The 23,754-nt window shown below is 28.9% G+C and carries 27 protein-coding genes; 16 read left to right on the top strand and 11 right to left on the bottom strand.

The window, feature by feature from the left end:
* Positions 1-114 precede the first annotated feature (114 nt).
* Genes msrA through aspS form a run of 4 tightly spaced genes read right to left on the bottom strand, consistent with a single transcriptional unit; the run spans position 115 to position 3,512 of the window.
* Positions 115-621: a peptide-methionine (S)-S-oxide reductase MsrA gene (msrA, locus tag CQA75_RS06500; protein WP_137624213.1), complete on the bottom strand. Its 507-nt coding sequence runs from the start codon at positions 619-621 to the stop codon at positions 115-117.
* Positions 622-657: 36 nt separating this feature from the next.
* Entirely contained in the window at positions 658-1,176 is a 519-nt protein-coding gene (gene ppa, locus CQA75_RS06495) for an inorganic diphosphatase (RefSeq protein WP_137624212.1), read from the bottom strand.
* A gap of 12 nt (positions 1,177-1,188) precedes the next feature.
* Positions 1,189-1,764 (bottom strand): adenylate kinase, encoded by a 576-nt coding sequence (locus CQA75_RS06490; protein WP_137624211.1) that lies wholly within the window; start codon positions 1,762-1,764, stop codon positions 1,189-1,191.
* Entirely contained in the window at positions 1,761-3,512 is a 1,752-nt protein-coding gene (gene aspS / locus CQA75_RS06485; protein WP_137624210.1) for an aspartate--tRNA ligase, read from the bottom strand. Before aspS ends, CQA75_RS06490 begins: the two co-directional genes overlap by 4 nt.
* A gap of 85 nt (positions 3,513-3,597) precedes the next feature.
* Between aspS and CQA75_RS06480 the strand changes: the two genes are divergently transcribed.
* The 12 genes from CQA75_RS06480 (at position 3,598) to mrdA (ending at position 14,335) form a co-directional block, all read left to right on the top strand.
* Positions 3,598-4,455, top strand: a complete 858-nt coding sequence (locus tag CQA75_RS06480; protein WP_137624209.1) for an NAD(+) kinase — start codon at positions 3,598-3,600, stop codon at positions 4,453-4,455.
* Positions 4,455-5,978, top strand: coding sequence for an AAA family ATPase (locus CQA75_RS06475; protein WP_137624208.1), 1,524 nt, complete (start codon positions 4,455-4,457; stop codon positions 5,976-5,978). The genes CQA75_RS06480 and CQA75_RS06475 overlap by 1 nt, the downstream gene beginning before the upstream one ends.
* 78 nt (positions 5,979-6,056) lie before the next feature.
* Positions 6,057-7,301 carry a bile resistance response regulator CbrR gene (cbrR, locus tag CQA75_RS06470; protein WP_137624207.1) on the top strand — a complete coding sequence of 415 codons (1,245 nt, stop codon included), beginning with the start codon at positions 6,057-6,059 and terminating at the stop codon, positions 7,299-7,301.
* Positions 7,292-8,110: a TatD family hydrolase gene (locus CQA75_RS06465; RefSeq protein ID WP_137624206.1), complete on the top strand. Its 819-nt coding sequence runs from the start codon at positions 7,292-7,294 to the stop codon at positions 8,108-8,110. The genes cbrR and CQA75_RS06465 overlap by 10 nt, the downstream gene beginning before the upstream one ends.
* On the top strand, positions 8,107-9,243 hold the full coding sequence (locus CQA75_RS06460; protein WP_137624205.1) for a lytic transglycosylase domain-containing protein: 1,137 nt from the start codon (positions 8,107-8,109) through the stop codon (positions 9,241-9,243). Before CQA75_RS06465 ends, CQA75_RS06460 begins: the two co-directional genes overlap by 4 nt.
* A complete protein-coding gene (locus CQA75_RS06455; RefSeq protein ID WP_137624204.1) occupies positions 9,182-10,021 on the top strand; it encodes a septal ring lytic transglycosylase RlpA family protein in 840 nt (279 codons plus the stop codon). Before CQA75_RS06460 ends, CQA75_RS06455 begins: the two co-directional genes overlap by 62 nt.
* 1 nt (position 10,022) lies before the next feature.
* Positions 10,023-10,511, top strand: coding sequence for an HAD-IIIA family hydrolase (locus CQA75_RS06450; protein ID WP_137624203.1), 489 nt, complete (start codon positions 10,023-10,025; stop codon positions 10,509-10,511).
* The gene (locus CQA75_RS06445) at positions 10,502-11,017 is read left to right on the top strand and encodes a hypothetical protein (protein WP_137624202.1); all 516 of its coding nucleotides are present in this window, start codon (positions 10,502-10,504) and stop codon (positions 11,015-11,017) included. The genes CQA75_RS06450 and CQA75_RS06445 overlap by 10 nt, the downstream gene beginning before the upstream one ends.
* Positions 10,999-11,460 (top strand): LptA/OstA family protein, encoded by a 462-nt coding sequence (locus CQA75_RS06440; RefSeq protein WP_137624201.1) that lies wholly within the window; start codon positions 10,999-11,001, stop codon positions 11,458-11,460. Before CQA75_RS06445 ends, CQA75_RS06440 begins: the two co-directional genes overlap by 19 nt.
* Positions 11,457-12,047: a ribosome biogenesis GTP-binding protein YihA/YsxC gene (yihA, locus tag CQA75_RS06435; protein ID WP_137624200.1), complete on the top strand. Its 591-nt coding sequence runs from the start codon at positions 11,457-11,459 to the stop codon at positions 12,045-12,047. Before CQA75_RS06440 ends, yihA begins: the two co-directional genes overlap by 4 nt.
* On the top strand, positions 12,048-12,533 hold the full coding sequence (locus CQA75_RS06430) for a hypothetical protein (RefSeq protein WP_137624199.1): 486 nt from the start codon (positions 12,048-12,050) through the stop codon (positions 12,531-12,533).
* A complete protein-coding gene (gene mrdA / locus CQA75_RS06425) occupies positions 12,533-14,335 on the top strand; it encodes a penicillin-binding protein 2 (protein WP_137624198.1) in 1,803 nt (600 codons plus the stop codon). Before CQA75_RS06430 ends, mrdA begins: the two co-directional genes overlap by 1 nt.
* Before the next feature lie 19 nt (positions 14,336-14,354).
* Here mrdA and CQA75_RS06420 read toward each other — a convergent pair whose 3' ends face one another.
* The 7 genes from CQA75_RS06420 to rplI are packed head-to-tail and all read right to left on the bottom strand — an operon-like array spanning position 14,355 to position 20,943.
* Entirely contained in the window at positions 14,355-16,145 is a 1,791-nt protein-coding gene (locus tag CQA75_RS06420) for an aminopeptidase P family protein (RefSeq protein ID WP_137624197.1), read from the bottom strand.
* Positions 16,142-16,708, bottom strand: coding sequence for a hypothetical protein (locus CQA75_RS06415; RefSeq protein WP_137624196.1), 567 nt, complete (start codon positions 16,706-16,708; stop codon positions 16,142-16,144). The genes CQA75_RS06420 and CQA75_RS06415 overlap by 4 nt, the downstream gene beginning before the upstream one ends.
* Positions 16,701-17,777 (bottom strand): hypothetical protein, encoded by a 1,077-nt coding sequence (locus tag CQA75_RS06410; protein ID WP_137624195.1) that lies wholly within the window; start codon positions 17,775-17,777, stop codon positions 16,701-16,703. Before CQA75_RS06410 ends, CQA75_RS06415 begins: the two co-directional genes overlap by 8 nt.
* Positions 17,767-18,642, bottom strand: coding sequence for a GTPase Era (era, locus tag CQA75_RS06405; protein WP_137624194.1), 876 nt, complete (start codon positions 18,640-18,642; stop codon positions 17,767-17,769). Before era ends, CQA75_RS06410 begins: the two co-directional genes overlap by 11 nt.
* Complete coding sequence (gene hslU, locus CQA75_RS06400; RefSeq protein WP_137624193.1) at positions 18,639-19,958, bottom strand: ATP-dependent protease ATPase subunit HslU; 1,320 nt, start codon at positions 19,956-19,958, stop codon at positions 18,639-18,641. The genes era and hslU overlap by 4 nt, the downstream gene beginning before the upstream one ends.
* On the bottom strand, positions 19,955-20,497 hold the full coding sequence (gene hslV / locus CQA75_RS06395) for an ATP-dependent protease subunit HslV (RefSeq protein WP_137624192.1): 543 nt from the start codon (positions 20,495-20,497) through the stop codon (positions 19,955-19,957). The genes hslU and hslV overlap by 4 nt, the downstream gene beginning before the upstream one ends.
* A gap of 2 nt (positions 20,498-20,499) precedes the next feature.
* On the bottom strand, positions 20,500-20,943 hold the full coding sequence (rplI, locus tag CQA75_RS06390) for a 50S ribosomal protein L9 (protein WP_137624191.1): 444 nt from the start codon (positions 20,941-20,943) through the stop codon (positions 20,500-20,502).
* Positions 20,944-21,090: 147 nt separating this feature from the next.
* On the opposite strand from rplI, the gene CQA75_RS06385 reads away from it, so the two are divergent.
* The 4 genes from CQA75_RS06385 to CQA75_RS06370 are packed head-to-tail and all read left to right on the top strand — an operon-like array spanning position 21,091 to position 23,712.
* Positions 21,091-21,336 (top strand): RNA-binding S4 domain-containing protein, encoded by a 246-nt coding sequence (locus CQA75_RS06385; protein WP_137624236.1) that lies wholly within the window; start codon positions 21,091-21,093, stop codon positions 21,334-21,336.
* Complete coding sequence (gene tsaE / locus CQA75_RS06380; protein ID WP_137624190.1) at positions 21,333-21,737, top strand: tRNA (adenosine(37)-N6)-threonylcarbamoyltransferase complex ATPase subunit type 1 TsaE; 405 nt, start codon at positions 21,333-21,335, stop codon at positions 21,735-21,737. Before CQA75_RS06385 ends, tsaE begins: the two co-directional genes overlap by 4 nt.
* The gene (gene lptB / locus CQA75_RS06375; RefSeq protein ID WP_137624189.1) at positions 21,734-22,462 is read left to right on the top strand and encodes an LPS export ABC transporter ATP-binding protein; all 729 of its coding nucleotides are present in this window, start codon (positions 21,734-21,736) and stop codon (positions 22,460-22,462) included. The genes tsaE and lptB overlap by 4 nt, the downstream gene beginning before the upstream one ends.
* The gene (locus CQA75_RS06370) at positions 22,462-23,712 is read left to right on the top strand and encodes an RNA polymerase factor sigma-54 (protein ID WP_137624188.1); all 1,251 of its coding nucleotides are present in this window, start codon (positions 22,462-22,464) and stop codon (positions 23,710-23,712) included. Before lptB ends, CQA75_RS06370 begins: the two co-directional genes overlap by 1 nt.
* Positions 23,713-23,754 lie beyond the last annotated feature (42 nt).

The raw sequence follows: 23,754 nt of genomic DNA, 5'->3' as shown, positions 1-23,754 counted from the left end.
AAAAACAATAAATATTTTTTTCATTTTTTTAAACTTAAAGCGCTATTTTATAGGATTTTCATAAGAAAATCACATTGTGAAAACTTTGTGAATAAAATGTATTTTTTTAAGATCTTAATTGGATAATTTATCTCTTATAAGTTGTAATTTCGGAGCAATAACAAATTGGCAATAACTTTGATTTGGATTTTTTGTGAAATAGTTTTGATGATAGGATTCTGCGGAATAATATTTATTTAATTTATAGATTTGAGTTACTATAGGTAAAGAGTAGTTATTTTTTATCTTTTCAATAAAGTTTTTAATTAGAATTTCATCATTTTCATTTTCGTAAAAAATTGCAGATCGATACTGAATTCCTATATCAGCACCTTGTTTATCTATGGAAGTAGGATCATGAATTTTAAAGAAGATGTCTAAAATTTCTATAAGAGAAATTTCTACATCGTTGTAGTTTAGTTTAACAACTTCAATATTACCATCACCAGAACATACGCTTTCATAGGTTGGATTTTCAGCCCCTCCTGTATATCCAACTTCGCTATATACAACGCCTTTAATGTTTTCAAATACAGCTTGTATGCACCAAAAGCATCCACCACCTAAAATAATACTTTTCATATTTTCCTTGATATTAGCCTAAAAAAGGCTAATAATTTATTTGTAATTTTTGATTGCTTTTTCTAAAATTTCAATTGCAGCATCTGTATCTTTGAAATCTTGCACTTTTACCCATTTATTTGGTTCAAGAATTTTATAGGTTTCAAAGAAATTTTTGATTTTATTTAAGGTTGCTTGAGGCAAATCAGTATAAGATTTGATATTATCATATCTTGCATCAATTTTTGAGCTTGGAACAGCTAAAAGTTTTTCATCCATTCCGCTTTCATCTTCCATGATTAAAACACCAATTAAACGGCAAGGAATAACAGCTCCAGCTTGGATAGGATACTCATTTAAAACCAAGATATCAACAGGATCGCCATCATCAGCTAGAGTATTTGCGATAAAACCATAATTTGCAGGATAAAACATCGCACTTGCCATCACGCGATCAACCATAATAGCGCCACTATCTTTATCGATTTCATATTTGATATTTGATCCATAAGGAATTTCGATTACAGCATTGATTTTATTTGGGATATCTCCAATTTTGATTTTGCTTAAGTCCATATTTATTCTCCTTTAAATGCTTTGAATTTTTTTAATTAATTCTTTCATATCTGCAACAATAGGTTCTATTGTGCGTTCTCCATCGATAATAAAATGAAGTTTTTTATCTTGATAAAATTTTTGAATTTCTTCTAAAGGCTCGGTATAAACTTTCATTCTATTGTAAAAAACTTCTTCATTGTCATCAGCTCCGCGATTTCTACCTAGGACTCTATCTTTAGCCACTTGCTCGCTTACGCGTACCTCGATCACGCCTTTAAGCTCTATTTCGTTTTGAGAGCTTAAAACTTTATCAAATTCCATCATTTGTTCAACACTTCGCGGATAACCATCGATAATAATTGTTTTTGTTGGAGCGTTTTTAAGTGCTGAAACAATAGTATTTACAACCACATCTAAAGGAACTAAATTTCCTTTAGAAATAAAGCTATCAATTGTTTTTCCAAGTTCACTTCCACTAGCAACTTCTTCTCTTAATAAATCACCTGTTGAATAATGAGTAATATTAATATCTGATTGAGCTATAAGACTTGCATCTGTAGTTTTTCCACTTCCAGGTGCCCCTATGATTAAAAATAATTCTTTCATTTTATATTCTCCCTTAATTTGATTCCTAATTCTCTTAAAGCTTCTTTATTTGGTTCTGATGGTGCGTCTGTCATAAGACATTGTGCTCTTTGTGTTTTTGGAAAAGCGATAACTTCTCTTATGCTTTTTGATCCAGTCACTAGCATGATAAGTCTATCTAAGCCTATGGCAATACCACCATGAGGTGGAGCTCCAAAACTTAAAGCATCGAGTAAAAATCCAAATTTATTTCTTTGTTCATTTTCATCGATATTTAATTTTTTGAAAACTTTTTGTTGGATATCGTTTTTATGAATTCTAATGCTCCCACCGCCTAATTCTACGCCATTTAAAACCACATCATAGGCAATAGAATAAATCTCTTCAATATCTTCTTCATCAATATTTTTTGGCATAGTAAAAGGATGATGCATAGCTGAATAAGTTCCATCATCGTTTTGTTCAAACATAGGAAAATCAACAACCCATAAAAATTCTAATACATCAGGATTGATTAATTTTAATTCTTCTGCAAGGAAAATTCTAAATCTTCCCATATAATCAAGAACGGTTTTTTTAGCTCCAGCTCCAAAAAAGACAACATCTCCAACTTCTAAATCACAGCGTTTGCTAAGTTCTTGTAAATCAGCTTCATCAAAAAATTTACAAAGTGGGCCCTTAAGACCATCTTCTTTAACTTGTATAAAGGCCAAACCTTGCGCTCCAAATTTACGAACAAATTCTTCAAATCTTTGCATTTGTCTTTTTGAAAAGATAGTGTCTCCTTGTGGAACACGTATAGCTTTGATACGATTTTTCTTTGTATCTTTAGCGATATTTGAGAAAATTTCATTGTTAGATTTAGCAAAGATATCGATTACATCTATAAATTTAAGATCAAATCTCAAATCAGGTTTGTCACTCCCATAAAGCTCCATAGCTTCTTTATATTGCATGACTTTAAAAGGGGTTTTGATTTCTTTTCCACAAGCCTTAAAAATGTCTTTCAAAAAGGTTTCGGTAACCATCATAACGTCTTTTTGTTCGCAAAAACTCATTTCAACGTCAATTTGGGTAAATTCAGGCTGACGATCCGCTCTTAAATCTTCATCTCTAAAACATTTTGCAATTTGAAAATAACGATCAAAACCGCTACACATTAAAAGTTGTTTAAATAATTGCGGACTTTGAGGTAAGGCATAAAATTCACCTTGATGAACGCGAGAAGGGACAAGATAATCTCTCGCTCCTTCAGGTGTGGCTTTAGTTAAAATAGGGGTTTCAACTTCTAAAAATCCCATATTAGCTAAAGAATTTCTAGCCGCTATACAAGCTTTAGATCGTAGAAAAAAATTTTCATAAAGTTTAGGATTTCTTAAATCCAAAAATCTGTATTTTAATCTTAATTCTTCATTAACGCTTTCATCGGCGATTGCAAAAGGAGGAACCGTGCTTTCATTTTCTATAATAAGTTTGCTAACAACAACTTCGATTTCACCGGTTTTTAATTTAGTATTAACAAGTCCTTCTCCGCGAGGACGAATTTTGCCTTCAGCAATAAGCACAAATTCATTTCTAGCACGTGAAGCGATTTCGTGAGATTCTTTGCTATCATTTGGATCACAAACAAGCTGTATGATACCGCTACGATCTCTTAAGTCTATAAAAATGACTCCTCCGTGATCGCGGTAGCTATTGACCCAGCCACAGAGTTTAACCGTTTCTCCAACATTGGAAATTCCCAAGTCTGTATTGTAATGACTACGCAATTTTTTTCCTTGAAATTAAAATAATTATTTTAAAATTATAGTATTTTTATTCTTTTGCTTAGCTAAGTTTTGTTATAATTTTTCCATGCAAAACAAAATAGATTATAAAAATATTAAGAAAGTAGGGCTTGTTGTTCGTTTTAATTCGGATCTTGATAATGAAATATGTATTTTAGAAAATATTTTAAACAAATATAATATTGAACTTTTACTTTTAAAAAACTCTAAAAATCCGAATTTATCACATTATAATATCGATGAATTGTTTAAAATTTCTGATTTTATTATTTCTTTGGGTGGCGATGGAACTTTGATTTCTGTATGCCGCAAAGCTTGGGAATATCATAAAGCTGTTTTGGGAATTCATGCGGGGCACTTAGGTTTTTTAACGGATTTTAAAATTGATTATGCGGAAGAATTTTTTCAATCCTTTTTTTGTGGTGATTTTAAAACGGAAAATCCTTTCTTGCTTAGTGTCAGTTTAAAGCAAAAAAATGGTCAAAAAATAAAAAATTATGCTTTTAATGACATTATCATAAAAAGGGAAGATCAAGCTTCTATGGCACATATTGAAGTTTATCATCAAGACAAAAAATTTAACGAATATTTTGGAGATGGATTGATCGTTGCTACACCTGCTGGATCAACCGCTTATAATTTAAGTGCTAATGGTCCTATAGTTTATACTTTAGCTCAAGCCTTTATCTTGACTCCAATTTGTTCTCATTCTTTGACACAAAGACCTATTGTATTGCCTAAAGGATTTGAATTAGAAATTAGAGCAAAAGGATGCATGTTTTCCATAGATGGGCAAGAAAATTACAAAATGGATGATTTTAAAAGCATTAAAGTGGGTTTAAGTCATAAAAGTGTTACTTTGATTCGTCCAAAAAATCGAGATTATTTTCAAATTTTAAAAGAAAAATTAAATTGGGGAAGTTAATGATCAATAGAATTTTGATAAAAGAAAATTTGGGTTTTAAAGAAGCAAAGCTTGAAATTTCAAAAGGACTTACTGTTTTTACTGGGCTTAGTGGAGCTGGAAAATCTGTGTTATTTAAGGGAATTTTATCCGCTTTTGCTCTAAGCGATAGTGAGGCTAAACTTGTAGAGTTAGAGCTTGATGATGAGTTAAATTTAGAAGAATATGGAATAGAAAGCGAAGAAGAAAATGTTTTTAAGCTTTTAAAAGAAAAAAATACAAAATATTTTATTAATAATCAAAGCATTGCTAAAAAAAGTTTGCAAAATTTAAGTAAAAGTTTTATTAAATATCTTAGTGCCAAAGAAAATAATGAATTTAGTAATGAAAAATTTTTGAGAATTTTAGATGCTTTGGAGATACAAAATAATCCTCAATTTGAAAATTTCTTAAATGAATTTAGAGAAGATTTTGACAATTACACTCGATTTTCTGAAGAATTAAATCAAATTTTAGATGAAGAAAAAAAAATCGAAGAATTAAAAGAAGTGGCAAGCATTCAAATTGAAAAAATTCAAAGCATTAATCCAAAAATAGGAGAATATGAAGAATTATTAGAGCTTAAAAAAAAGCTTTCTAAAAAGGATAAATTAGATGAAGCGTGGCAAAAGGCTAGTGTAATTTTTGATTTGGAAAAAGTCGTGATTGATGCTTTAAATTTAAGTGATAAAGATCCGACTTTTTTTAGTGAATGTTTGAATGAGTTGCGTTTGATTTCGGAAAGTCAAAAATTGGAAGATTTTGATTTTGATATTGAAAAAATACTTGATAGGATAGAAAATTTATCTTTTTTAATTAAACGTTACGAGAGTATTGAAAATGCACTAGAAATTTTAGAGCATAAGAAAAAAGAACTTGAGCATTATGAAAATCTAAGTTTTGAAAAAAAAGAGCTTGAGAAGAAATTTGAAAAAGCAAAAGACAAAATAGAAAAAAGTGCAAAAATTCTAACCCAAACAAGAAAAAATAATCTAGAAAAATTACAAAATTGCTTAAATGGATATCTAAAAAATCTTTACATGAAAGATGCTATTTTAAATTTGGATGAAAGTAAAATGATATCTTCTATGGGCAAAGATGAGATTAGTTTAAATATCAATTTGGCTAATTTGAAAAATTTAAGTTCAGGGGAACTTAATCGTTTAAGACTTGCATTTATAGCAACAGAATGTAAAATTTTAGGTCAGGGTAATGGGATATTATTTTTAGATGAAATTGATGCTAATTTGAGTGGCAAAGAAGCGATGAGTATCGCTAAGGTTTTAAATGAACTTTCAAATTTTTATCAAATTTTTGCTATTTCACATTTGCCACAACTTTCTTCTAAGGCACATAATCACTTTTTAGTTGAAAAAAAGGGTGATGAAAGTTTTGTCAAAAAACTGAATCAAGAAGAGAGAATCAAAGAGCTTGCTAGAATGGTAAGTGGGGAAAAGATTAACGATGAAGCTTTAGAATTTGCTAAAACTTTGTTTAAGTCTTAAGCGGATTTTTTATTTAAGCATGTTACAATTTTATCCTTACATTAAAATTAGCTTTAATTTTTAAGGTGTGTTAAATTTATGGATAAAAAAATTTTAATTGTCGATCATAATAAAATGCTTGGAAAGCTTTTGGCTAAAAAAATCCAATCGACTTTAAATTATGAGGTTGATATTGTTTTTAGTTATACGGAGGCAAAAGAATTATCTTCTAATAAATATTTTTTAGTTTTTGCTGAATTATATTTACCAGATGCTCCAAATGGAGAGGTAGTAGAGTTTCTTTTAGAAAAAAAATTACCCGTGATTGTTTTAACTGCTAATAACGATAAAGAAGTAAGAGATGACTTTTTAAAAAAAGATATAATGGGTTATATTTTTAAAGAAAGCAGTACTTGTATTGATGATATTATAAATTCTATATCTAAATTAGATCAGTATTCTGGAACTAAAATCATTTTAGCCTTAAGCAAACTTCCTGAACGTAATGAAATTAAAAAGATCCTTACGCAAAGACATTTTAATGTTTTAGCTGCCGCCCATGGGGAAGAGGCTATGAGTTATTTAAATGATAACAATGATATACGTCTTATTATTGCAGATGTTAATATGCCAGTTATTAGCGGAAGCGAACTTTTAGATGAGGTTAGAGCTCGTTTCAGTGAAGATGAATTAGGAGTGATACTTTTAGGCGATAAAAATGATACTTTAGAGGCTGATTTATTTAAAAATGGTGCCAATGAATATTTAATAAAACCGATTAAAAGAGATAGTTTTAATTCTCGTTTGGATCGATGTTTAACTTATATGGATAATATGAAATTTTTAAATACCTATAACAATCTTGATCCTATTTCGGGTGTAAAAAATTATGAAGCTTTAATGGATGATATTGAAGCGTATTTCAATGAAGTTATGATTAAAGAAGAAGATTTTGCTTTGGCTTTTTTAAATATTGATGATTTAAAATCTTTAAATGAAAGATATGGTTTTGATGCGGGTAATGAGATTATTAAAATTTGTGCTAATGAAATTGTAAATGAAGTTAAGGGTAGGGATATAGTAGGAAGATTTAGTCCTGAAAAATTTTGTATTTTATTAAAAAATATTTCTCACGAAAAAGCTGTTAAAATTTTATCTCGCATCCGTGTTAATATAAAAAAAGTTGGAATTTTGATTAATTTAGATGAAGTGTTTTTTACTGCTTCTATCGGTGTAGTTTTTGGTAAAAACAAAGATAAATTTGACCACTTAGCCGAAAAAGCATCTAAGGCACTTGCACAAGCAAAAACCAACGGTAAGGATCGAGTGGAAGTATGTTCTTAGATCTTGAATTTAAAGATAATTTAAAGATTATCGACACCCATTGTCATATTGATAGTGATGTTTTTAAGGATGATTTGGATGCACTTTTAACACATTCTTTTAATAATGGGATTGAAAAAATAATTATACCTGGTGCGCATATTAAAGATCTTCCTTATGCTGCAGAATTAGCGCAAAAATATGATAGAGTATATTTTGCAGCTGGAATACATCCTTATGAAATTGATAATTTTGATGAAAACATTTTAAGACAATATTTAAAACAAGAAAAATGCATAGCGGTAGGCGAGTGTGGATTGGACTATTTTCGTTTTCAAAGCGATGATTTAAAAGAAATAGAGCATCAAAAAAATCTTCAAAAACATTTTTTTAAAATTCAGCTTGAATTAGCAAAAGAGTTTAAAAAGCCTGTGATTATCCATACACGAGAAGCCAATAATGATACCTATGAAATTTTGCATCAATATTCTAAGGATCTTGTTGGCGGAGTTTTACATTGTTTTAATGCGAGTGAACATTTACTTCGTCTTAGCAATGAAGGTTTTTATTTTGGAATAGGTGGAATTTTAACGTTTAAAAATGCTAAGAAATTAGTGGAAATTTTACCTAAAATTCCAAGGGACAAATTACTCATTGAAACTGATGCGCCTTATTTAACTCCAGAGCCTTATCGCGGGAAGAGAAATGAGCCTTTGCTAACTCAATTAGTGGCTAATAAAATGAGTGAAATTTTAAATTTATCAAGAGAAGAGCTTTTAAAAATTTGCTTGGATAATTCTAAAAAATTATTTTTTCAAGGTGGTTTATGAAAAAAATATTATTACTATTATTGTTTTTTAATTTTCTTTTTGCACAAATTAATTCTCCAGAATTTTATGAAAGACAGATAAAAATTTTAAGAGATTTAGATATAGAGTCAAATTTTATCAGTAATTTAGTTTTTGTTCAAAGTCAACAAGATATAAAATCAAAGCATACTAAAACTTTGATTGATGGAATGCAAAATTTTTCAAAAATAACTCCTATGATTCGAAAAATAATATCTGAAGAAGAAGTTCCTGAAGAAATTTTATATTTAGCTATGGTTGAATCTGGTTTAAAGGTTAATAGTGTTTCTAATGCTAAAGCTGTTGGAATTTGGCAGTTTATGAAACCTACGGCCAAAAATTTAGGACTTAGGGTAGATGCTTATGTTGATGAAAGACGGGATCCTGTAAAATCAACTTATGCAGCTATTGATTATTTAAAAAGAATGAAAGCAGAGTTTGGTAAGTGGTATCTAGCTATTTTAGCTTATAATTGCGGCAATGGAAAATTGCATCAAGCTATTAAAGAGGCAGGCAGTGATGACTTAAATGTTTTGCTTGATTCAGATAAAAAATATCTTTCTTTAGAAACTCGTAATTTTTTGCGTAAAATTTTAACCCTTTCATTTTTGGCAAATGATAGAGATTTTTTATTAGCAAAAGATGCATCTTTGGTAAATTATGCTTTAAGTAATGATTTTATTAAAGTGGATGCCCCATCTTCTGTCTCGTTAAAAGATATAGCCAAAAATTTAAATATAAGTTTTGCTACTTTTAAAAAATACAATCCTCATTTTAAGCATAATTTTACGCCGCCAGGCAAAGGATATTATATGTATATTCCTTTAAATAAAGTGGCTTTTTTTGACAAGTATTTTAAAGAAAATAAACTTGCAAAAGTTGATACAACTATACCTATGACCAAAGTTTATACCGTAAAAGCGGGAGATTCTTTGTATAAAATAGCGAAAAATCATCATGTGAGTATAGATAGTATTAAAGAATTAAACCGTATTTATAAAAATCGTTTAAGTATTAATCAAAAAATTATAATACCAATAAAGGAGAACAAAAATGCAAACATTAAGACAGCTCAAAGCGACTCTAAAAATTATTCCAATTTTATCCGTCATTAGTATTTTTACGGGTTGCGGAATAGGTAATTTACTTTCAGAATCAAGTAGTGGTGCTCAGGTTTATTACCCGAGTAATGATTTTAAAAGCAATCCTAATTCTTCAGGCGGTAAAGGCACAATGAAGCCTTATACCATAAATGGAAAAACTTATTATCCAACTGTGGTATCTGTTGGAGAAACTGCTGATGGTATTGCTAGTTGGTATGGACCAGGATTTCATGGTAAAAAAACTTCAAATGGTGAAATTTATGATCAAAATGCATTCACAGCAGCACATAAAACTTTACCTATGAATACTATTTTAAAGGTTACAAATTTAAACAATAATCGTCAAGTTACCGTTCGTGTAAATGATCGTGGTCCTTTTGTAAATAATCGTATTATTGATTTATCTAATGCGGCTGCAAAGCAAATCGATATGATACACAGTGGAACGGCACCAGTTAGACTCGAAGTTATAGGATTTGGTTCTTCAAATTCTGGCAATAATGTCGTTCATTCTAATGTAAATTATGGCAACGGTGGAGAAATTTCAGGCAATGGACAAATTTACGAGGGTGGAAATTTTATGGTTCAAATTGGTGCATTTAAAAATCCAGAAGGTGCAAGAACTATAGCTTCAAGATATAAAACTTATAGAACTTATTCTTCGACTATACGCACAAGTACAGTGGATGGTTTAAATCGAGTTTTTTTAACCGGATTTAGAAGTGAAGAAGAAGCACGTGATTTTGCTGCAAGTGGAGCATTTGCTGGAGCTTTCATAGTAAGAGAATAAAATGATAGAATTAATTTTTTTAGATGTGGATGGTTGCTTAACAGATGGAAAAATCATCTACACTTCAGAAGGTGGTTTTATCAAAGAATTTAATGTTAAAGATGGTGCAGCGATTGAAGCTTGGATAAAACTTGGCAAAAAAATCGCCATCATTACAGGTAGAAATTGCCCTTGTGTAGATAAAAGATCTAAAGATTTAAAAATAGATCTTTTATTCCAAGGAGTTAAAGATAAATTAACTTGCGCAAAAGAAATTTTGCAAAAATTAAACCTTGATTTTTCTCAGTGTGCAGCTATAGGGGATTATTTTAATGATAAAAATCTTCTTGAAAATGTGGGTTTAAGCTTTAAGCCAAAAGATGCTCATAAGGATTTAAAGGTTGATGTGATTTTGGAAAATAAAGGCGGAGAAGCCGCTGTAGCAGAAATGATAGAATATATCGTGAAAAAAAATAATATGCAGCAAGATTGGAATAAAATTTGGCTATAAAAAGTTTTGGTATCCTTATCGCTCTTTTTGTGATTACTTTTGTGATTTTATGGCTTCAAGATCCTTATTCTTTAGATATTAAATCTTATTCTTTAAATTTTAAAAATATTGAAGCAAATCATTTAAAAGCTTATGATATCAATCAAACAGCAATTAAGTCTTATTATAAAGCTAATTCTTGGGTAAGGTATACTAATAGAGATGAATTTGATAATTTCACAAATTATAATTTGGATTTTAACTTAAGTGCTAATAAGCTAGAACTTTTGGGTCAAAATATGGATAAGATAAAATTTGAAGGAAATGTTACATATTTAGGATCTAATAAAGTTAAATTTATTGCTGATGAAGTAGAGTATCAGCCAAAAAACAAAATTTTAAGCACAGATACAGGTTTTAAGGGTTTGATTAATGGAAATATTGTTAATGGAAAAATTTTACAATATGATACAAAAAACAAAATTTTGCAAATTCAAGAGGTAAATGCATGTTTGCAAGAAAAATAATTTTATTATTCTTTTGTATAAGTGTATCTTTAGCGACTAAAATTGAAGTAAAAGCTCTAAATTTTTATTCCGATGAGAATAAGGGAGAAAGTATACTTAGTGGTGATGTTGAAGTTAAAAGGGGAGAAGATATTTTAAATGCTGGAAAATTGATCATCTATACTGATAAAAATCGCAAACCTATACGTTATGAAGCTACGCAAAATCCAAAATTTAAAATTAACCTAAAAGGCAAGGTTTATAAAGGAGAGGGGGATAAATTAATTTATAATGTTGTTGATGATACTTATGAAATTGATGGAAATGCATATATCAATGAACCAATCAATCATCAAAAGCTTTGCGGAGATAAAATTATCGTAGATAGGAAAAAAAATATTTATAAAATACAAAGCAAAGACAATAAACCTGCACGCTTTGTATTTGATTTGAAACAAAAATGATTATTAATGCACGTTTTATCACCTCTTTGGCAAAATTTGATATCAATTTTGCGTCTAATTTTAGTGAAGTTGCTTTTTTAGGAAGATCAAATGTTGGCAAAAGTTCTTTAATTAATTCTTTGTGTAAGCAAAAAAATCTTGCTAAAAGCTCTTCAACTCCTGGAAAAACTCAATTGATAAATTTTTTTGAAGTTTTATGTCAAAAAGATGAGGATAAATTTAATATTCATTTTGTAGATTTACCTGGTTTTGGTTATGCTAAGGTTTCTAAAAATTTAAAAGAAGAGTGGAATGTTTATTTGGATGAGTTTTTAAGATTAAGAACTTCCATAAAGCTATTTATTCATTTAATTGATTCAAGACATACCGATTTAGAAATTGATAAAGGATTGAATGATTATTTAAAAGGATTTTTAAGACCGGATCAAAAAATTTTAAAAGTTTTTACAAAATGTGATAAATTAAATCAAAGCGAAAAAGCCAAACTTAGAAATAATTTTAAAGATGCAATTTTAATTTCAAATTTAAATAAATTTGGGCTTGATAAGCTTGAGAATGAAATCATTAATCAGGTTTTGGGTTTATAAATGATAAAAAATTATAGAGTAAATATCAATGGTGGGTATATATTTTTAGGTTTTTTTTATATTGTATATCAAATTTTAGGATCTATTTTTACTTATACACCTTTGCTTTATGGTTTATTTTTTTGCTATATGATTTATCTTTTAGAACAAAGTCAAAAAACCTTTAATAAACTTGATTTTCGGTGGTATTTTTCTTTATTTTTTTTGTTTTTTACAGATATTACTTATGATTTTTTTATTTTTTCATCTTGGATTGCCTTTGCTCTTTTTTATTATATTTGTGCTGATTGGATTAAAACGAGTTTGAAAATGGAAAAATTGATACCTGTTGCATTTGTTCTTTGTGCTTATTTTTTCATTTTTCTTTTGGATTTTATTTTTTCTTATATGAATAATCAGCATTTTAAAACATTAAGTTTTGGATATTTAATATCTATAGCAATTGAATGTTTTTTAGCTTATGTCTTTTTTAGAGGTAAAATTTAATGCGTATGCGTTTGGTTGTTGGTTTTATACTTTTATTTTTTATTTTTTTATTAAGTCGCATTTATTATTTGAGTATAAAGTCTAATGTATATTATGAAGAGCTTGCAAAGCAAAATGCTATAAAAACTCAATTGATAGCTCCTAAACGTGGGGAAATATTTGATCGAAACGGCACACTTTTGGCAGTTAATGACTTAGGATATAGTATTTCTTTAAAACCTTATTTAAGTCTTAAGAAAAATAAAATCAGTATTTTAGAAAAAGAATTAAACAAATTGCAAGGTTTTTTTCCGGATTTAAATGTTACAAAATTATTACAAATTTATAAGAAAAATGATTCATATTATAATCAAGATTATATACAAATTGTAGATTTTATACCCGCACAAGAGATGATGAAACATTATTCAGTGCTTAATTTGGATGAAAATATAAAAATAGAATCTACCGTGCAAAGAAAATATCCTTATGGAAAATTAGCCTCTCATATTATAGGTTATGTTGGAAAAGCTAATTTGCAAGATATAAAAGAAAATGAAATCTCTAAATTGACAAATTTTATTGGAAAAAGTGGCATAGAACGTTATTATAATGATGTTTTACAAGGAGTCAAAGGAGAAAAAGTTTATAAGGTTAATGCCTTAAATCAAGAAGTGGCACAAATTTCTTATACTCCTCCACTTTCAAATGATATACATTTAACTATTGATATACAATTGCAAGATTTTTTGACTAATATTTTTGAAAATAATGCTGGAGCAGCAATTATTATGGATATTAAAGATGGATCTATTTTGGCAGCTGGAAGTTTTCCAGAATACGATCTTAATCCTTTTGTAACGGGAATTTCTTTTAAAGATTGGGATGAGCTTTCTAATAATCTTGATCATCCTTTTACAAATAAACTAATCAATGGATATTATCCACCTGGCTCCGTTGTTAAGATGGGTGTTGCTTTGGCTTTTTTAAATTCAGGAAATATAACACCTTCTACTCAATTTTTTTGTGGGGGTAGTGTGGAGCTTGGAGGAAGATTATTTCGATGCTGGAATCGATCAGGGCATGGAAACGTGGATTTAAAACATGCTATTAAATCAAGTTGTGATGTTTATTTTTATGATGGGGGTTTGCAAGTTGGTATCAATCAAATCAGTCAAACTTTATCACGCATTGGTTTTGGTGCAAAAACTGGAGTTGATTTGCCTAATGAATTTGTAGGTATTTTACCGAGTAGAGAATGGAAAATGCAAAGATATAAGCAAAATTGGTTTCAGGGTGATACTTTAAATACGGCCATAGGTCAGGGAAATTTTTTAGCAACTCCTATGCAAATTGCAAGATATACAGCTCAAATTGCTAAAGGTGAACAAGTTTTACCTCATTTTTTACAAAGTATAGAAAATAATAATACTAAAATTGAAAATAAAACCCATGATAATCAAGAAATTTTTACCTTATTTGAAAAAAGTCAGCTTCCTTATATAAGGGATGCTATGTATGCTGTGGCTAATGAACAAGGAGGAACAGCTTATCGTTATTTGCATAATCTTGGTGTAAAAGTAGCTGCTAAAACAGGAACTGCACAGGTGGTAGGATTTTCTCAAACAGATCGCAGCAGGGTGGATGAAAAACAATTACAATATTATACAAGATCTCATGCATGGCTTACTTCTTATGCGCCTTATGCAAATCCGAGATATGTTGTAACTGTTTTACTCGAACATGGAGGTAGGGATACTACCTCTGGGGAAATCAGTGCGAAAATTTATCAAAAAATGATAAGTTTAGGTTATTTTAAATAACTTGAAGTTTTTAACAAAGCTAATCAATAGTTTTTGTTTTATTTTTTAGCCATTTTAAAACTTTAGGTTCATTTTTTAGCCTTATGGAAAGTTTATCATAAACTTTTTTATGATAAGCATTTAGCCATGATTTTTCATCTTTATTGAGTAAAGTTTTATCGATGCATTTTAACTCAAAAGGACAAAGAGTTAAGGGTTTAAAGTATAAAAATTCTCCATAATCTTTATTTTTTGGATTTTTAACTTTGGTATTTAAAACTAAATTTTCAAGCCTAATGCCCCATTTATCTTTTTTATATATTCCTGGTTCTATAGAGGTTAGCATCCCTTCTTTGGCTTTGGTTTTTTCAAGGACAGGTGCAAAATAAGATAGGGTTTGAGGACCTTCATGGACATTTAAAAAATAGCCTACCCCATGGCCGGTTCCATGCATATAATCAAGCTGATTTTTCCATAAAGGCGCCCTTGAGATCGCATCAAGTAAAGGCATAGGAATATCTTTTGGAAAAATAGTATTTGATATGGCTATATGTGCTTTTAAAACAAGAGTATAATCATAAATTTGCTCTTTGCTAACTTTTCCTATGACAACAACGCGAGTTATGTCTGTAGTTCCATTTTCATATTGGGCACCAGAATCTATGAGTAAAAGTCCATTATCTTTAATATAAGAAAAATTCTCTTTTGTTGCCTTGTAATGAACACAAGCCCCATTAGCATTAAAACCTGCTATGGTTGCAAAGCTATTGCTAATATAATAAGGACTTTTTGATCTAAATTCTGTTATCTTAAGATCAATATCAAGCTCACTTATGCGTTTATTTTTTTTAATATTTTCTTCTAGCCAAGTAAAAAATCTACACAAAGCAATTCCATCTTCTATCATAGCATTTTCTATATGTTTGATTTCTTTTTGAGTTTTGATTGATTTTAAATATGTGCTAGGATTAATTTCTTTTATGATTTTTACACTTTTATGAAGATATTGAATCAATAAAGCTGTTGTTTTTATTGGTTCTATGAGTAGGTTTGTATCGCGGAGTTTTTGAATTTCTTGATAAATTTCACAATAATTTTTAATGTAAATTCCATCTTGATTGAGCTTTTTTTCTAGCTTTGAATCAATTTTATTTTGATCAACAAAAAGCAAAATTGTTTTTTGACTGATAAGCAAATAACTTAAAAATACAGGATTGTATTCTATATCGTTTCCTCTTAAATTCGTAATCCAAGCGATATCATCAAGCGAAGAAATGAGATGACTCTGCGCGTTTAAATCTTGCATTTTTTCTCGTATTTGTTTGATTTTTTCTTGACGAGAATAACCACAGTATTTAATCTTGTGCTCGTAAATTTTGCTTTTTGGTAAATTAGGACGGTCTTGCCATAAAGGTGAAATCAAATCAATGTGTTTTAATCTTGCTCGGTAATTTGTTTGCAAATTTTCAAATAAATTTAAAGACAAGAGAGAAAAATCAGTGCCTAGAATTTCATTGTTTTTAAGATTTTCTTTTAACCAATTTAAAAAAGTGTTAGCATGATCTTGTTTTTGAAGTTCTATAGAACTTCCTTTTAATTCTTTTTCAGCTTGAAGCCAATATCTTCCATCTATCCATAAAAAAGCTTTTTTATGGGTAAAAATCAAGGTTCCAGCTGATCCTTTAAAACCGCTAATGAAAGTTTTATTTTGATAAAAATCTGGAAGATATTCATTTAAATGAGGATCTGAACTTAAAATCAAATAAACATCTATATGATTTTTTTTCATTAAGTCTCTAAGTTGTGTGATCTTTTGTTGGTATAAATTCATTTAATTTCCTTATTAAGATATATTATTGATATTTCAAGATTTAATTCCAGTTTTAAGCTTGTTAAATTTTGCATTTCAATGATATTGATTTGATAATAACAATTTGAGTTTTCTAAATCTTTTATAAAAGACAATAAAGCATTAAAATTTCCATAAGTTTTGATAAAAATTTTATAGTGATCGATATTGTTTTTTTGAATTTTTGTCTGTGAGATTTTTTTTATTTCGATTTTGTTATTTAGAGCTAGTGTTTTGATATTTTTTAAATATTGATCATATTTTTTTTGGAATAAACTTAAGTATTGTTCATAAACGAGTGTTTTGTTTTGAATTTGTTGTAGTTTTTGATTTGATATTTGTATTTTTTGTTCTAAATTTTCATTAGCAGCTTGTTCTTTTTTAATATCAATATTATGGATGAAAATATTATGATTAAAAAAAGAATTTACAAATAAAGGTTCGATTTTAAAAGCTAAAAATATAGCGAACAATATTATAATGATAGTAATGAGAAGTTTTTCTCTTAGATTTAAATTTTCTAAAAAAAATTCTATTTTATCCATGGATTAACTCTAAAATAATTTGATGTAATGCATCGTTTTTGGATATAAGCTTCAATTCAGTTTTTAAATTTTTAAGAGCGTGAAGATAGTTTTCCTGATTGTTAAATTGTATGATAATGTTATAATCTTTTAGTTTTAAGCTAGAAATTCCTAGTGAGTTTTGGTTAAGCCAAATAAAGATATTTTTTAAAATCAAAGTTCTATCTTTGTTTGGTTTGAAATTTTTTACAATTTCATTGAGTTGATTAAAATTTTGATCAAGAAGTATTTTTTTATCATAAAGAGTTAAATTTAAGTCTTTGAGTTTTTTTTCTAAGATTTTATTTTTCTCTTTTTCTAGTTTGTAAAGCTTATCTTGAGAGTTTTTATTTTGAGTTTGCAAGTTTTTATTCTCTTGATAATTTAAAAAATTAGTAAAAATTAAAATTCCACTCGCACTAAAAAAAATGAATAAAAATAAAAAAAATAGTTTTAAATAATAAGGAAAAATTTTCTTACTTGTTTTAATAAAATTTGCATTTTTATCTAAGATTGGCATGCTTAATTTTGCGAGTTTATTTTCATTTTGTTCTAAAATTTTACAAACTATTGCTTTATTTTTTAATTCTTTTATCAAATCATTATTTTCAAAACTGATTAAAATTTCACTTTCATAGTATTGTAAAAGTTCTAATATATGTGTTTTTTTTAAAAATAATTCTAAGTTTTGTTCATATTTGAATTTTTTAAAAGCTTTAAATTTATCTTGTTCATAAAAACATAAATATATTTCATCCAAATAAAGCTCTAGAAAGCAAAAATTATTTTTTTCAATCAAATTATTTTTAAATAAAGGCTTAAAAATGAAAGCTTTGGGAAAACAAGCGAGGCATTTAGGCAAATTTTCAACTCTACTTAAAAAACAGTGATAAATTTCATCTTGTTTTAAAAATGCTATTTGATATTCAAAAGGATTTTTTATATCACATTCTTTGATTATTTCCTCAAAGAGTCTATCTTCTTCAAATCTGCCATTTTTTTGGATATAAATGAGTTTTTCAAAACTTACAATTTCAATTTTATTCTTCATAATTTAACATTTTTTTTAAAAAATCCTCATCTTTTTGCCAATTCTTTTTTACCACTACATATAGTTTTAAAAGAATTTTATTTTGAGCTAGTTGTGTAATTTTTATTCTAGCATCTTTGCCTATACGATTGAGCGTTGATCCATTTTTTCCTATAAGCATAGCTTTGTGAGAATTTGTATCTGTAATAATTTGAGCTTCAATAATGATAAGATTTGTTTTTTCTTTAATTTTATTGATCATTACTTCGGTGCAGTAAGGCAATTCTTGACTTAAATTTTCATAAATACTTTCAAGTATAAAATCTCTATAAAGCTCTTTTTGACTGCTTGGAGTTAAAAAATCAGGATCATAAAAATATTCATGTTCGTCTAAATATTTTACAATTTCATCAAGCAAGGTTTTTTTATAAGTCTTTTTTTTGCAAGAATAAGGAATGATAGCCTTAAAATACTCGCTAAATTTAGCATAATCGTTAAGTTTTTTTAAAAGAGTGGCATTATCGGTTAAATCAACTTTGTTTAAAACGATAATATGAGGAACTTTTGGCTTTAGTGTTAAAAATTCTTCATAATTTTTCAAATCATCAAACACGCTTGCCACAAACAAAATCAAATCACAATCTCCCATGGCTTTTATAGCACTTTCAATTAACATTTGATTTAAGGTTGCATTACTTTGATGTAATCCAGGAGTATCAATAAAAATAATTTGATCTTTTTCATGCATCACTATGGCTTTGATTTTTCGCCTTGTGGCATTTTGTTTATGGGAAACTAGGGTGATTTTTTCTTCAAGCAAGGAATTAACCAAAGCACTTTTTCCAGCATTGGTTCTTCCTATGATGCTAACAAAGCCGCTTTTCACAAAATATACCTAGCTAAGTCTTTATTTTCTATAATGTCTCCAAGTTTTTCTTCGACCATTTTTTTATCAACGATAAATTTCTTACCCGCGTATTCATCAGCCTCAAAACTTAAGTCTTCAAGAAGTTTTTCTATCACAGTATGCAAACGTCTAGCGCCTATATCTTGCATTTCTTCATTTGCTTTAGAGGCTATTTTTGCAATTTCTTTTATGGCTTCATCATCAAATTCAAGTTCTAATTTTTCTGTTTTTAAAAGTTCGGTGTATTGTTTTAAAAGTGAATTTTTAGGACGGGTTAAAATTTCATAAAGAGCTTTATCATCTAAGCTATCAAGTTCAACCCTTAAAGGAAAACGTCCTTGAAGTTCTGGGATTAAATCACTTGGCTTGCTTAAATGAAAAGCACCCGCAGCGATAAAAAGTATGTGATCGGTTTTTAAGGTTCCGATTTTAGTTTGAACGCTAGATCCTTCAACGATTGGTAATAAATCTCTTTGTACTCCTTCTTTGCTTGGATCTTGTCGATTTGAATTTCCGCTTGAAACGGCTATTTTATCGATCTCATCTATAAAAATAATCCCTTCATTTTCTGCTCTTTTTAAAGCTTCACTTTTTATGCTTTCTTGATCTAAAATTTTATCTCCAGCTTCGTTTTTTAAAGCGTTTTTAGCATCTTTGATTTTCATTTCTTTTTTGACTTTTTTACTTCCTACGCCAATAACCTTGACAATATCTTGCATCGCTCCCATTTCAGGCGGCAAGTTAGGATTGGTATCGAACATGCTTTGAGAAATTTCTATTTCTATATTGCTTTCATCCAAATCCCCATTTCTAAGTTTGGTTCTCATTTTTTCAAGACTGTTTTTATATTCTTCTTGCTTTTCATCACTAATGCCTTTTGGTAAAGGTGGCAAGAGTTTTTCTAAAATTTTATTTTCGATAAATTCATCGATTTTATCTTTGTTTTTTTCTTTTTGTTCATTCTTGACCAAATTTAAAGCCGCATTAGCCAAATCTCTTACCATGCTCTCTACATCACGCCCTACAAAGCCCACTTCAGTGTATTTGCTAGCTTCAATTTTTATAAAAGGAAAACCCATCATTTTTGCAAGTCTTCTTGCAATTTCGGTTTTGCCAACTCCAGTTGATCCTATCATTAAAATATTTTTTGGCATAATATCATCTTGAAGTTCTGGGCTTAATTGCATTCTTCTATAACGATTTCTTAATGCTATGGCAATGATTTTTTTAGCTTTTTTTTGACCGATGATATAATCATCTAAGAATTTGACTATTTCTTTTGGAGTTAAGTTCATTTTTCATCCTCTATTACATAGGTTTTTATATTTGTATTGGTATAAATGCAAATTTCTCCTGCAATTTGTAAGCTTGATTTTACTAGTTCTTCTTCATCTAAAGAAGCGTGTTTTGCTAAGGCTCTTGCAGCTGAAAGCGCATAATTTCCACCACTACCAATCGCTGCGATCTCTCCATCTTCTGGTTCTACTACATCGCCAGTTCCTGAAAGTAAAAAAATGTGATTTCTATCAAGCACTAGCATCATGGCTTCGAGTTTTCTTAAGTATTTATCTTTTCTCCATTCTTTGGAAAAATCTATAGCGGCCTTCAAAAGATCGCCTTTAGAACTTTGTAATAAATTTTCAAACATATCAAAAAGATTAAAAGCATCCGCTGTACTTCCTGCAAAACCTGCCAAAACTTTACCATTGTTAAGCTTTCTAATTTTAACGGCATTGCCTTTTAAAACAGTATTTCCAAAGCTAACTTGCCCATCTCCTCCGATTACGGATTTATTTTTACCCTTATAGGCTAAAATTGTAGTTGCGTGAAACATAATTATTCTGCCTTTATATCAATTTTAAAATTTGCATGGATTGCATGGCCTAATTTTACACTGATTTCATGAATTCCAATGCTTTTTAAAGTATCACACTCTAAACTTTTTTTATCAAGTTCTATATTTTTTTGTTCTTTAAGTGCATGAGCGATTTCATCTTTTGTAACCCCGCCAAATAAGTTGCCATTAGCTCCAACAGGTTTAAAAATTTCAAGAGTGATTTTACTAAGCTCTTCTTTCAATTTTTCTAAATTTGCAATTTCAAAGCGTAAATTTTCAGCTTCTTTTTTCTTATCACTTTCATATTTTCTTAAAACTTCAGTAGTAGCAGCTTTAGCCAAGCCTTTTCCGATTAAAAAATTTTGTCCATATCCATCTTTAACCTCTTTAACTTCTCCGGCTTTCCCAAGCCCTTTAACATCTTTAATCAGTAATACTTTCATCAAACAATCCTTTTTTAAGTTTTAACTTAATTTTTATCTTATTGTATCTAAAATTTGTTAAAAGAAAGGTTTTTAATGAAATTTAATTGCATCAATACAAGCAAAATATGTTCCAAAATTTGTTTTTTTTTGCTAAAATTCATTCCTATGAGAGTGGATAAATTTTTAAATGTGGTTAATATCACAAAAAGACGAGCAATTTCTGAAGATATGTGTAAAAGCGGAGTGGTTAAAATTAATGATAAAGTCACTAAAGCGAGTAAGGAAGTGAAAATAGGAGATATCATTAGTTTGCATTTCATGCAATACACTCAAGAATATAGGGTTTTGGCTATACCTTCTACTAAAAGTATTCCTAAAAATACCCAAAATCAATACGTGGAAAAATTATGAAAGAAATGATTTTATCTAAAGAAGAATTAGATCAAATTTTTTCTTATTTGCCTTGCAATGGAGTGGTTTTGTTGCAAGGAGATTTAGCTAGTGGTAAAACTAGTTTAGTTCAAGCTTGGGTTAAATTTCTAAATTTAAGCGATCAGGTTACTTCCCCAACTTTTTCTATCATGCAAAAATACCAAAATAAAAATATTTGTGTATATCATTATGATATTTATCAGCAGGGCTTAGATGGGCTTTTAAAGAATGGCTTGTTTGATAATTTATTTGAAGAAGGTTTGCATCTGGTAGAATGGGGAGATGATGAGTTAAAAGAAAAATTATTGCAATTTGGAATTTTATCTACAATTGTTAAAATCAGCGTTAAAGAAAATAAAAGAAAGTATGAAATTTTATGAGTAAATTACAAATCATCAATCTAGAAAAAATCATAAAAAAAACAAAAATTATACAAGATGTATCATTAGAATTAAATAGTGGCGAAGTTGTTGGACTTTTAGGGCCAAATGGAGCAGGAAAAACCACTACTTTTTATATGATATGTGGTTTAATAACTCCAAGTAATGGAAAAGTTTTGCTTGATGGTGTGGATATTACGAAAGAGCCATTAAATAAACGTGCTAGAGAGGGAATTGGATATTTACCACAAGAAAGTAGTATTTTTAAAGATTTAAGCGTTGAAGAGAATTTGCTTTTAGCGGCACAAATTTTTTATAAAGATAAAAAAGTATTAAATGAAAAAGTAGAGCAGATGCTTGAACTCTTGAGTATAGAACCGATTCGCTTAAGAAAGGGTTTGAGTTTAAGCGGCGGTGAAAGAAGGCGTTGTGAGTTGGCAAGAAGTTTGATGTGTGAGCCTAAATTTTTACTTCTTGATGAACCATTTGCTGGGGTTGATCCTATAGCGGTTTCTGAAATTCAAGCTTTGATTAAAGAACTTAAGAAATTAAATATTGGAATTTTAATTACTGATCATAATGTACGTGAGACTTTAGCTATTTGTGATAGGGCTTATGTGATTCGTTCTGGATCTTTATTGGCAAGTGGGAATGCTGAAGAAATTGCAAACAATAAAGATGTAAAAAAATACTATTTAGGAGCGGAGTTTAAACTCCTAGATTAATGTTAAAGCAAAAGATTACTCAAAGTGCAAAAACAAAAATTTCTCAAACCTTGCGTTCGTGGCTTCCTATTTTACAGGCAAATATAGAAGATTTAAAAGAGAATTTGGACAAATTTGCAGAAGAAAATCCTTTTTTAAATATTCAAGATGCGATTAAAACCTCTGAAAAAGGAAAGAGTTATTTTGATTCTTTTTATAAAAACAATACAAATTCAGCTATGGTTGAAAGTATGGGTATTAGTAAAAAAAGTGTTTATGAACTTTTAAATGAGCAAATTATCCCTCCGCTTTTTCCTACAAAAAAATCTCAGGATATTGCAAATAAAATCATAGAATGTCTTAATCATGAAGGGTATTTTGAATACGATCAAGAAGTCATGCAAGATATTGATGAAAAGGATATTGAAAGCATTAGGATGCGTTTTAAGTTTTTAGATCCTATAGGTGTGGGTGCTAAAGACTATAAAGAAGCTTTTTTATTTGCTCTTGAAAATGAAAATATAGATGAAGAACTCTATGATTTTTGCAAAATGCTTATATTGGATTTTGAAAATATTCAAAATTATACGAAAGAAAAATTATATACTCAAGCAATTTCTGTGATAAAAAAATTCAGCATTCCTCCTTTTTTGGAATATTTTGAAGATTCTCAAGCTATCATTCCTGATATTTTTATTTTTCGAGAAAATAATGAAATTAAAGTAAAAATTAATGATGAGTATTATCCTGAAATTTCTATTGAAACAGATGGAATTGACCATGAATATTTAGCACATTACATTAAAGAGGCTAAAAATTTAGTAGATGCTTTGGCTATGAGAAAAGCAACTTTATATAAAATTGGATTGATGATAGTAGAGCATCAGTATGATTTTTTTGTGGGTAAAGATATTAAACCTATGACTTTAAAAGATATTGCAGAAGATTTAGATCGCAATGCTTCTACGGTTTCAAGGGCGATTGCAAATAAATATTTAAGCTGTGAAAGAGGATTGATTCCTTTAAAAGATTTTTTTGCTTTTGCTCTTGATGAAGAAGGAGAAACTTCTAATGCGAGTGTAAAAGATTTTATCGCAAATTTGGTTAAAAATGAAAATCGCTTAAAACCTTTAAGTGATAGCAAAATTTTAAAACTCATACAGGATGAATTTAAGATCGATATTGGGCGTAGAACGGTTACTAAATACCGAAAACATCTCAATATCGCAAGTTCTACAGATAGAAAAAAACTTTACGAACTTGAAGGATAAGTTTTTTAAAACTTCTTATATTTAATTTTTATTTATATTATT

Source organism: Campylobacter taeniopygiae, from assembly GCF_005406225.1.
Taxonomy (GTDB): domain Bacteria; phylum Campylobacterota; class Campylobacteria; order Campylobacterales; family Campylobacteraceae; genus Campylobacter_D; species Campylobacter_D taeniopygiae.
The sequence above is the reverse complement of the archived record's forward strand: the minus strand, read 5'-3'. Positions and strand labels throughout refer to the sequence as shown.

What these genes read in the sequence shown, in the direction of transcription:
- msrA (WP_137624213.1), bottom strand. Translation starts at nt 621, where the DNA reads ATGAAAAGTATTATTTTAGGTGGTGGATGCTTTTGGTGCATACAAGCT.
- ppa (WP_137624212.1), bottom strand. Translation starts at nt 1,176, where the DNA reads ATGGACTTAAGCAAAATCAAAATTGGAGATATCCCAAATAAAATCAAT.
- CQA75_RS06490 (WP_137624211.1), bottom strand. Translation starts at nt 1,764, where the DNA reads ATGAAAGAATTATTTTTAATCATAGGGGCACCTGGAAGTGGAAAAACT.
- CQA75_RS06480 (WP_137624209.1), top strand. Translation starts at nt 3,598, where the DNA reads ATGCAAAACAAAATAGATTATAAAAATATTAAGAAAGTAGGGCTTGTT.
- CQA75_RS06475 (WP_137624208.1), top strand. Translation starts at nt 4,455, where the DNA reads ATGATCAATAGAATTTTGATAAAAGAAAATTTGGGTTTTAAAGAAGCA.
- cbrR (WP_137624207.1), top strand. Translation starts at nt 6,057, where the DNA reads ATGGATAAAAAAATTTTAATTGTCGATCATAATAAAATGCTTGGAAAG.
- CQA75_RS06465 (WP_137624206.1), top strand. Translation starts at nt 7,292, where the DNA reads ATGTTCTTAGATCTTGAATTTAAAGATAATTTAAAGATTATCGACACC.
- CQA75_RS06460 (WP_137624205.1), top strand. Translation starts at nt 8,107, where the DNA reads ATGAAAAAAATATTATTACTATTATTGTTTTTTAATTTTCTTTTTGCA.
- CQA75_RS06455 (WP_137624204.1), top strand. Translation starts at nt 9,182, where the DNA reads ATGCAAACATTAAGACAGCTCAAAGCGACTCTAAAAATTATTCCAATT.
- CQA75_RS06450 (WP_137624203.1), top strand. Translation starts at nt 10,023, where the DNA reads ATGATAGAATTAATTTTTTTAGATGTGGATGGTTGCTTAACAGATGGA.
- CQA75_RS06440 (WP_137624201.1), top strand. Translation starts at nt 10,999, where the DNA reads ATGTTTGCAAGAAAAATAATTTTATTATTCTTTTGTATAAGTGTATCT.
- yihA (WP_137624200.1), top strand. Translation starts at nt 11,457, where the DNA reads ATGATTATTAATGCACGTTTTATCACCTCTTTGGCAAAATTTGATATC.
- CQA75_RS06430 (WP_137624199.1), top strand. Translation starts at nt 12,048, where the DNA reads ATGATAAAAAATTATAGAGTAAATATCAATGGTGGGTATATATTTTTA.
- mrdA (WP_137624198.1), top strand. Translation starts at nt 12,533, where the DNA reads ATGCGTATGCGTTTGGTTGTTGGTTTTATACTTTTATTTTTTATTTTT.
- CQA75_RS06420 (WP_137624197.1), bottom strand. Translation starts at nt 16,145, where the DNA reads ATGAATTTATACCAACAAAAGATCACACAACTTAGAGACTTAATGAAA.
- CQA75_RS06415 (WP_137624196.1), bottom strand. Translation starts at nt 16,708, where the DNA reads ATGGATAAAATAGAATTTTTTTTAGAAAATTTAAATCTAAGAGAAAAA.
- CQA75_RS06410 (WP_137624195.1), bottom strand. Translation starts at nt 17,777, where the DNA reads ATGAAGAATAAAATTGAAATTGTAAGTTTTGAAAAACTCATTTATATC.
- hslU (WP_137624193.1), bottom strand. Translation starts at nt 19,958, where the DNA reads ATGAACTTAACTCCAAAAGAAATAGTCAAATTCTTAGATGATTATATC.
- hslV (WP_137624192.1), bottom strand. Translation starts at nt 20,497, where the DNA reads ATGTTTCACGCAACTACAATTTTAGCCTATAAGGGTAAAAATAAATCC.
- rplI (WP_137624191.1), bottom strand. Translation starts at nt 20,943, where the DNA reads ATGAAAGTATTACTGATTAAAGATGTTAAAGGGCTTGGGAAAGCCGGA.
- CQA75_RS06385 (WP_137624236.1), top strand. Translation starts at nt 21,091, where the DNA reads ATGAGAGTGGATAAATTTTTAAATGTGGTTAATATCACAAAAAGACGA.
- tsaE (WP_137624190.1), top strand. Translation starts at nt 21,333, where the DNA reads ATGAAAGAAATGATTTTATCTAAAGAAGAATTAGATCAAATTTTTTCT.
- lptB (WP_137624189.1), top strand. Translation starts at nt 21,734, where the DNA reads ATGAGTAAATTACAAATCATCAATCTAGAAAAAATCATAAAAAAAACA.
- CQA75_RS06370 (WP_137624188.1), top strand. Translation starts at nt 22,462, where the DNA reads ATGTTAAAGCAAAAGATTACTCAAAGTGCAAAAACAAAAATTTCTCAA.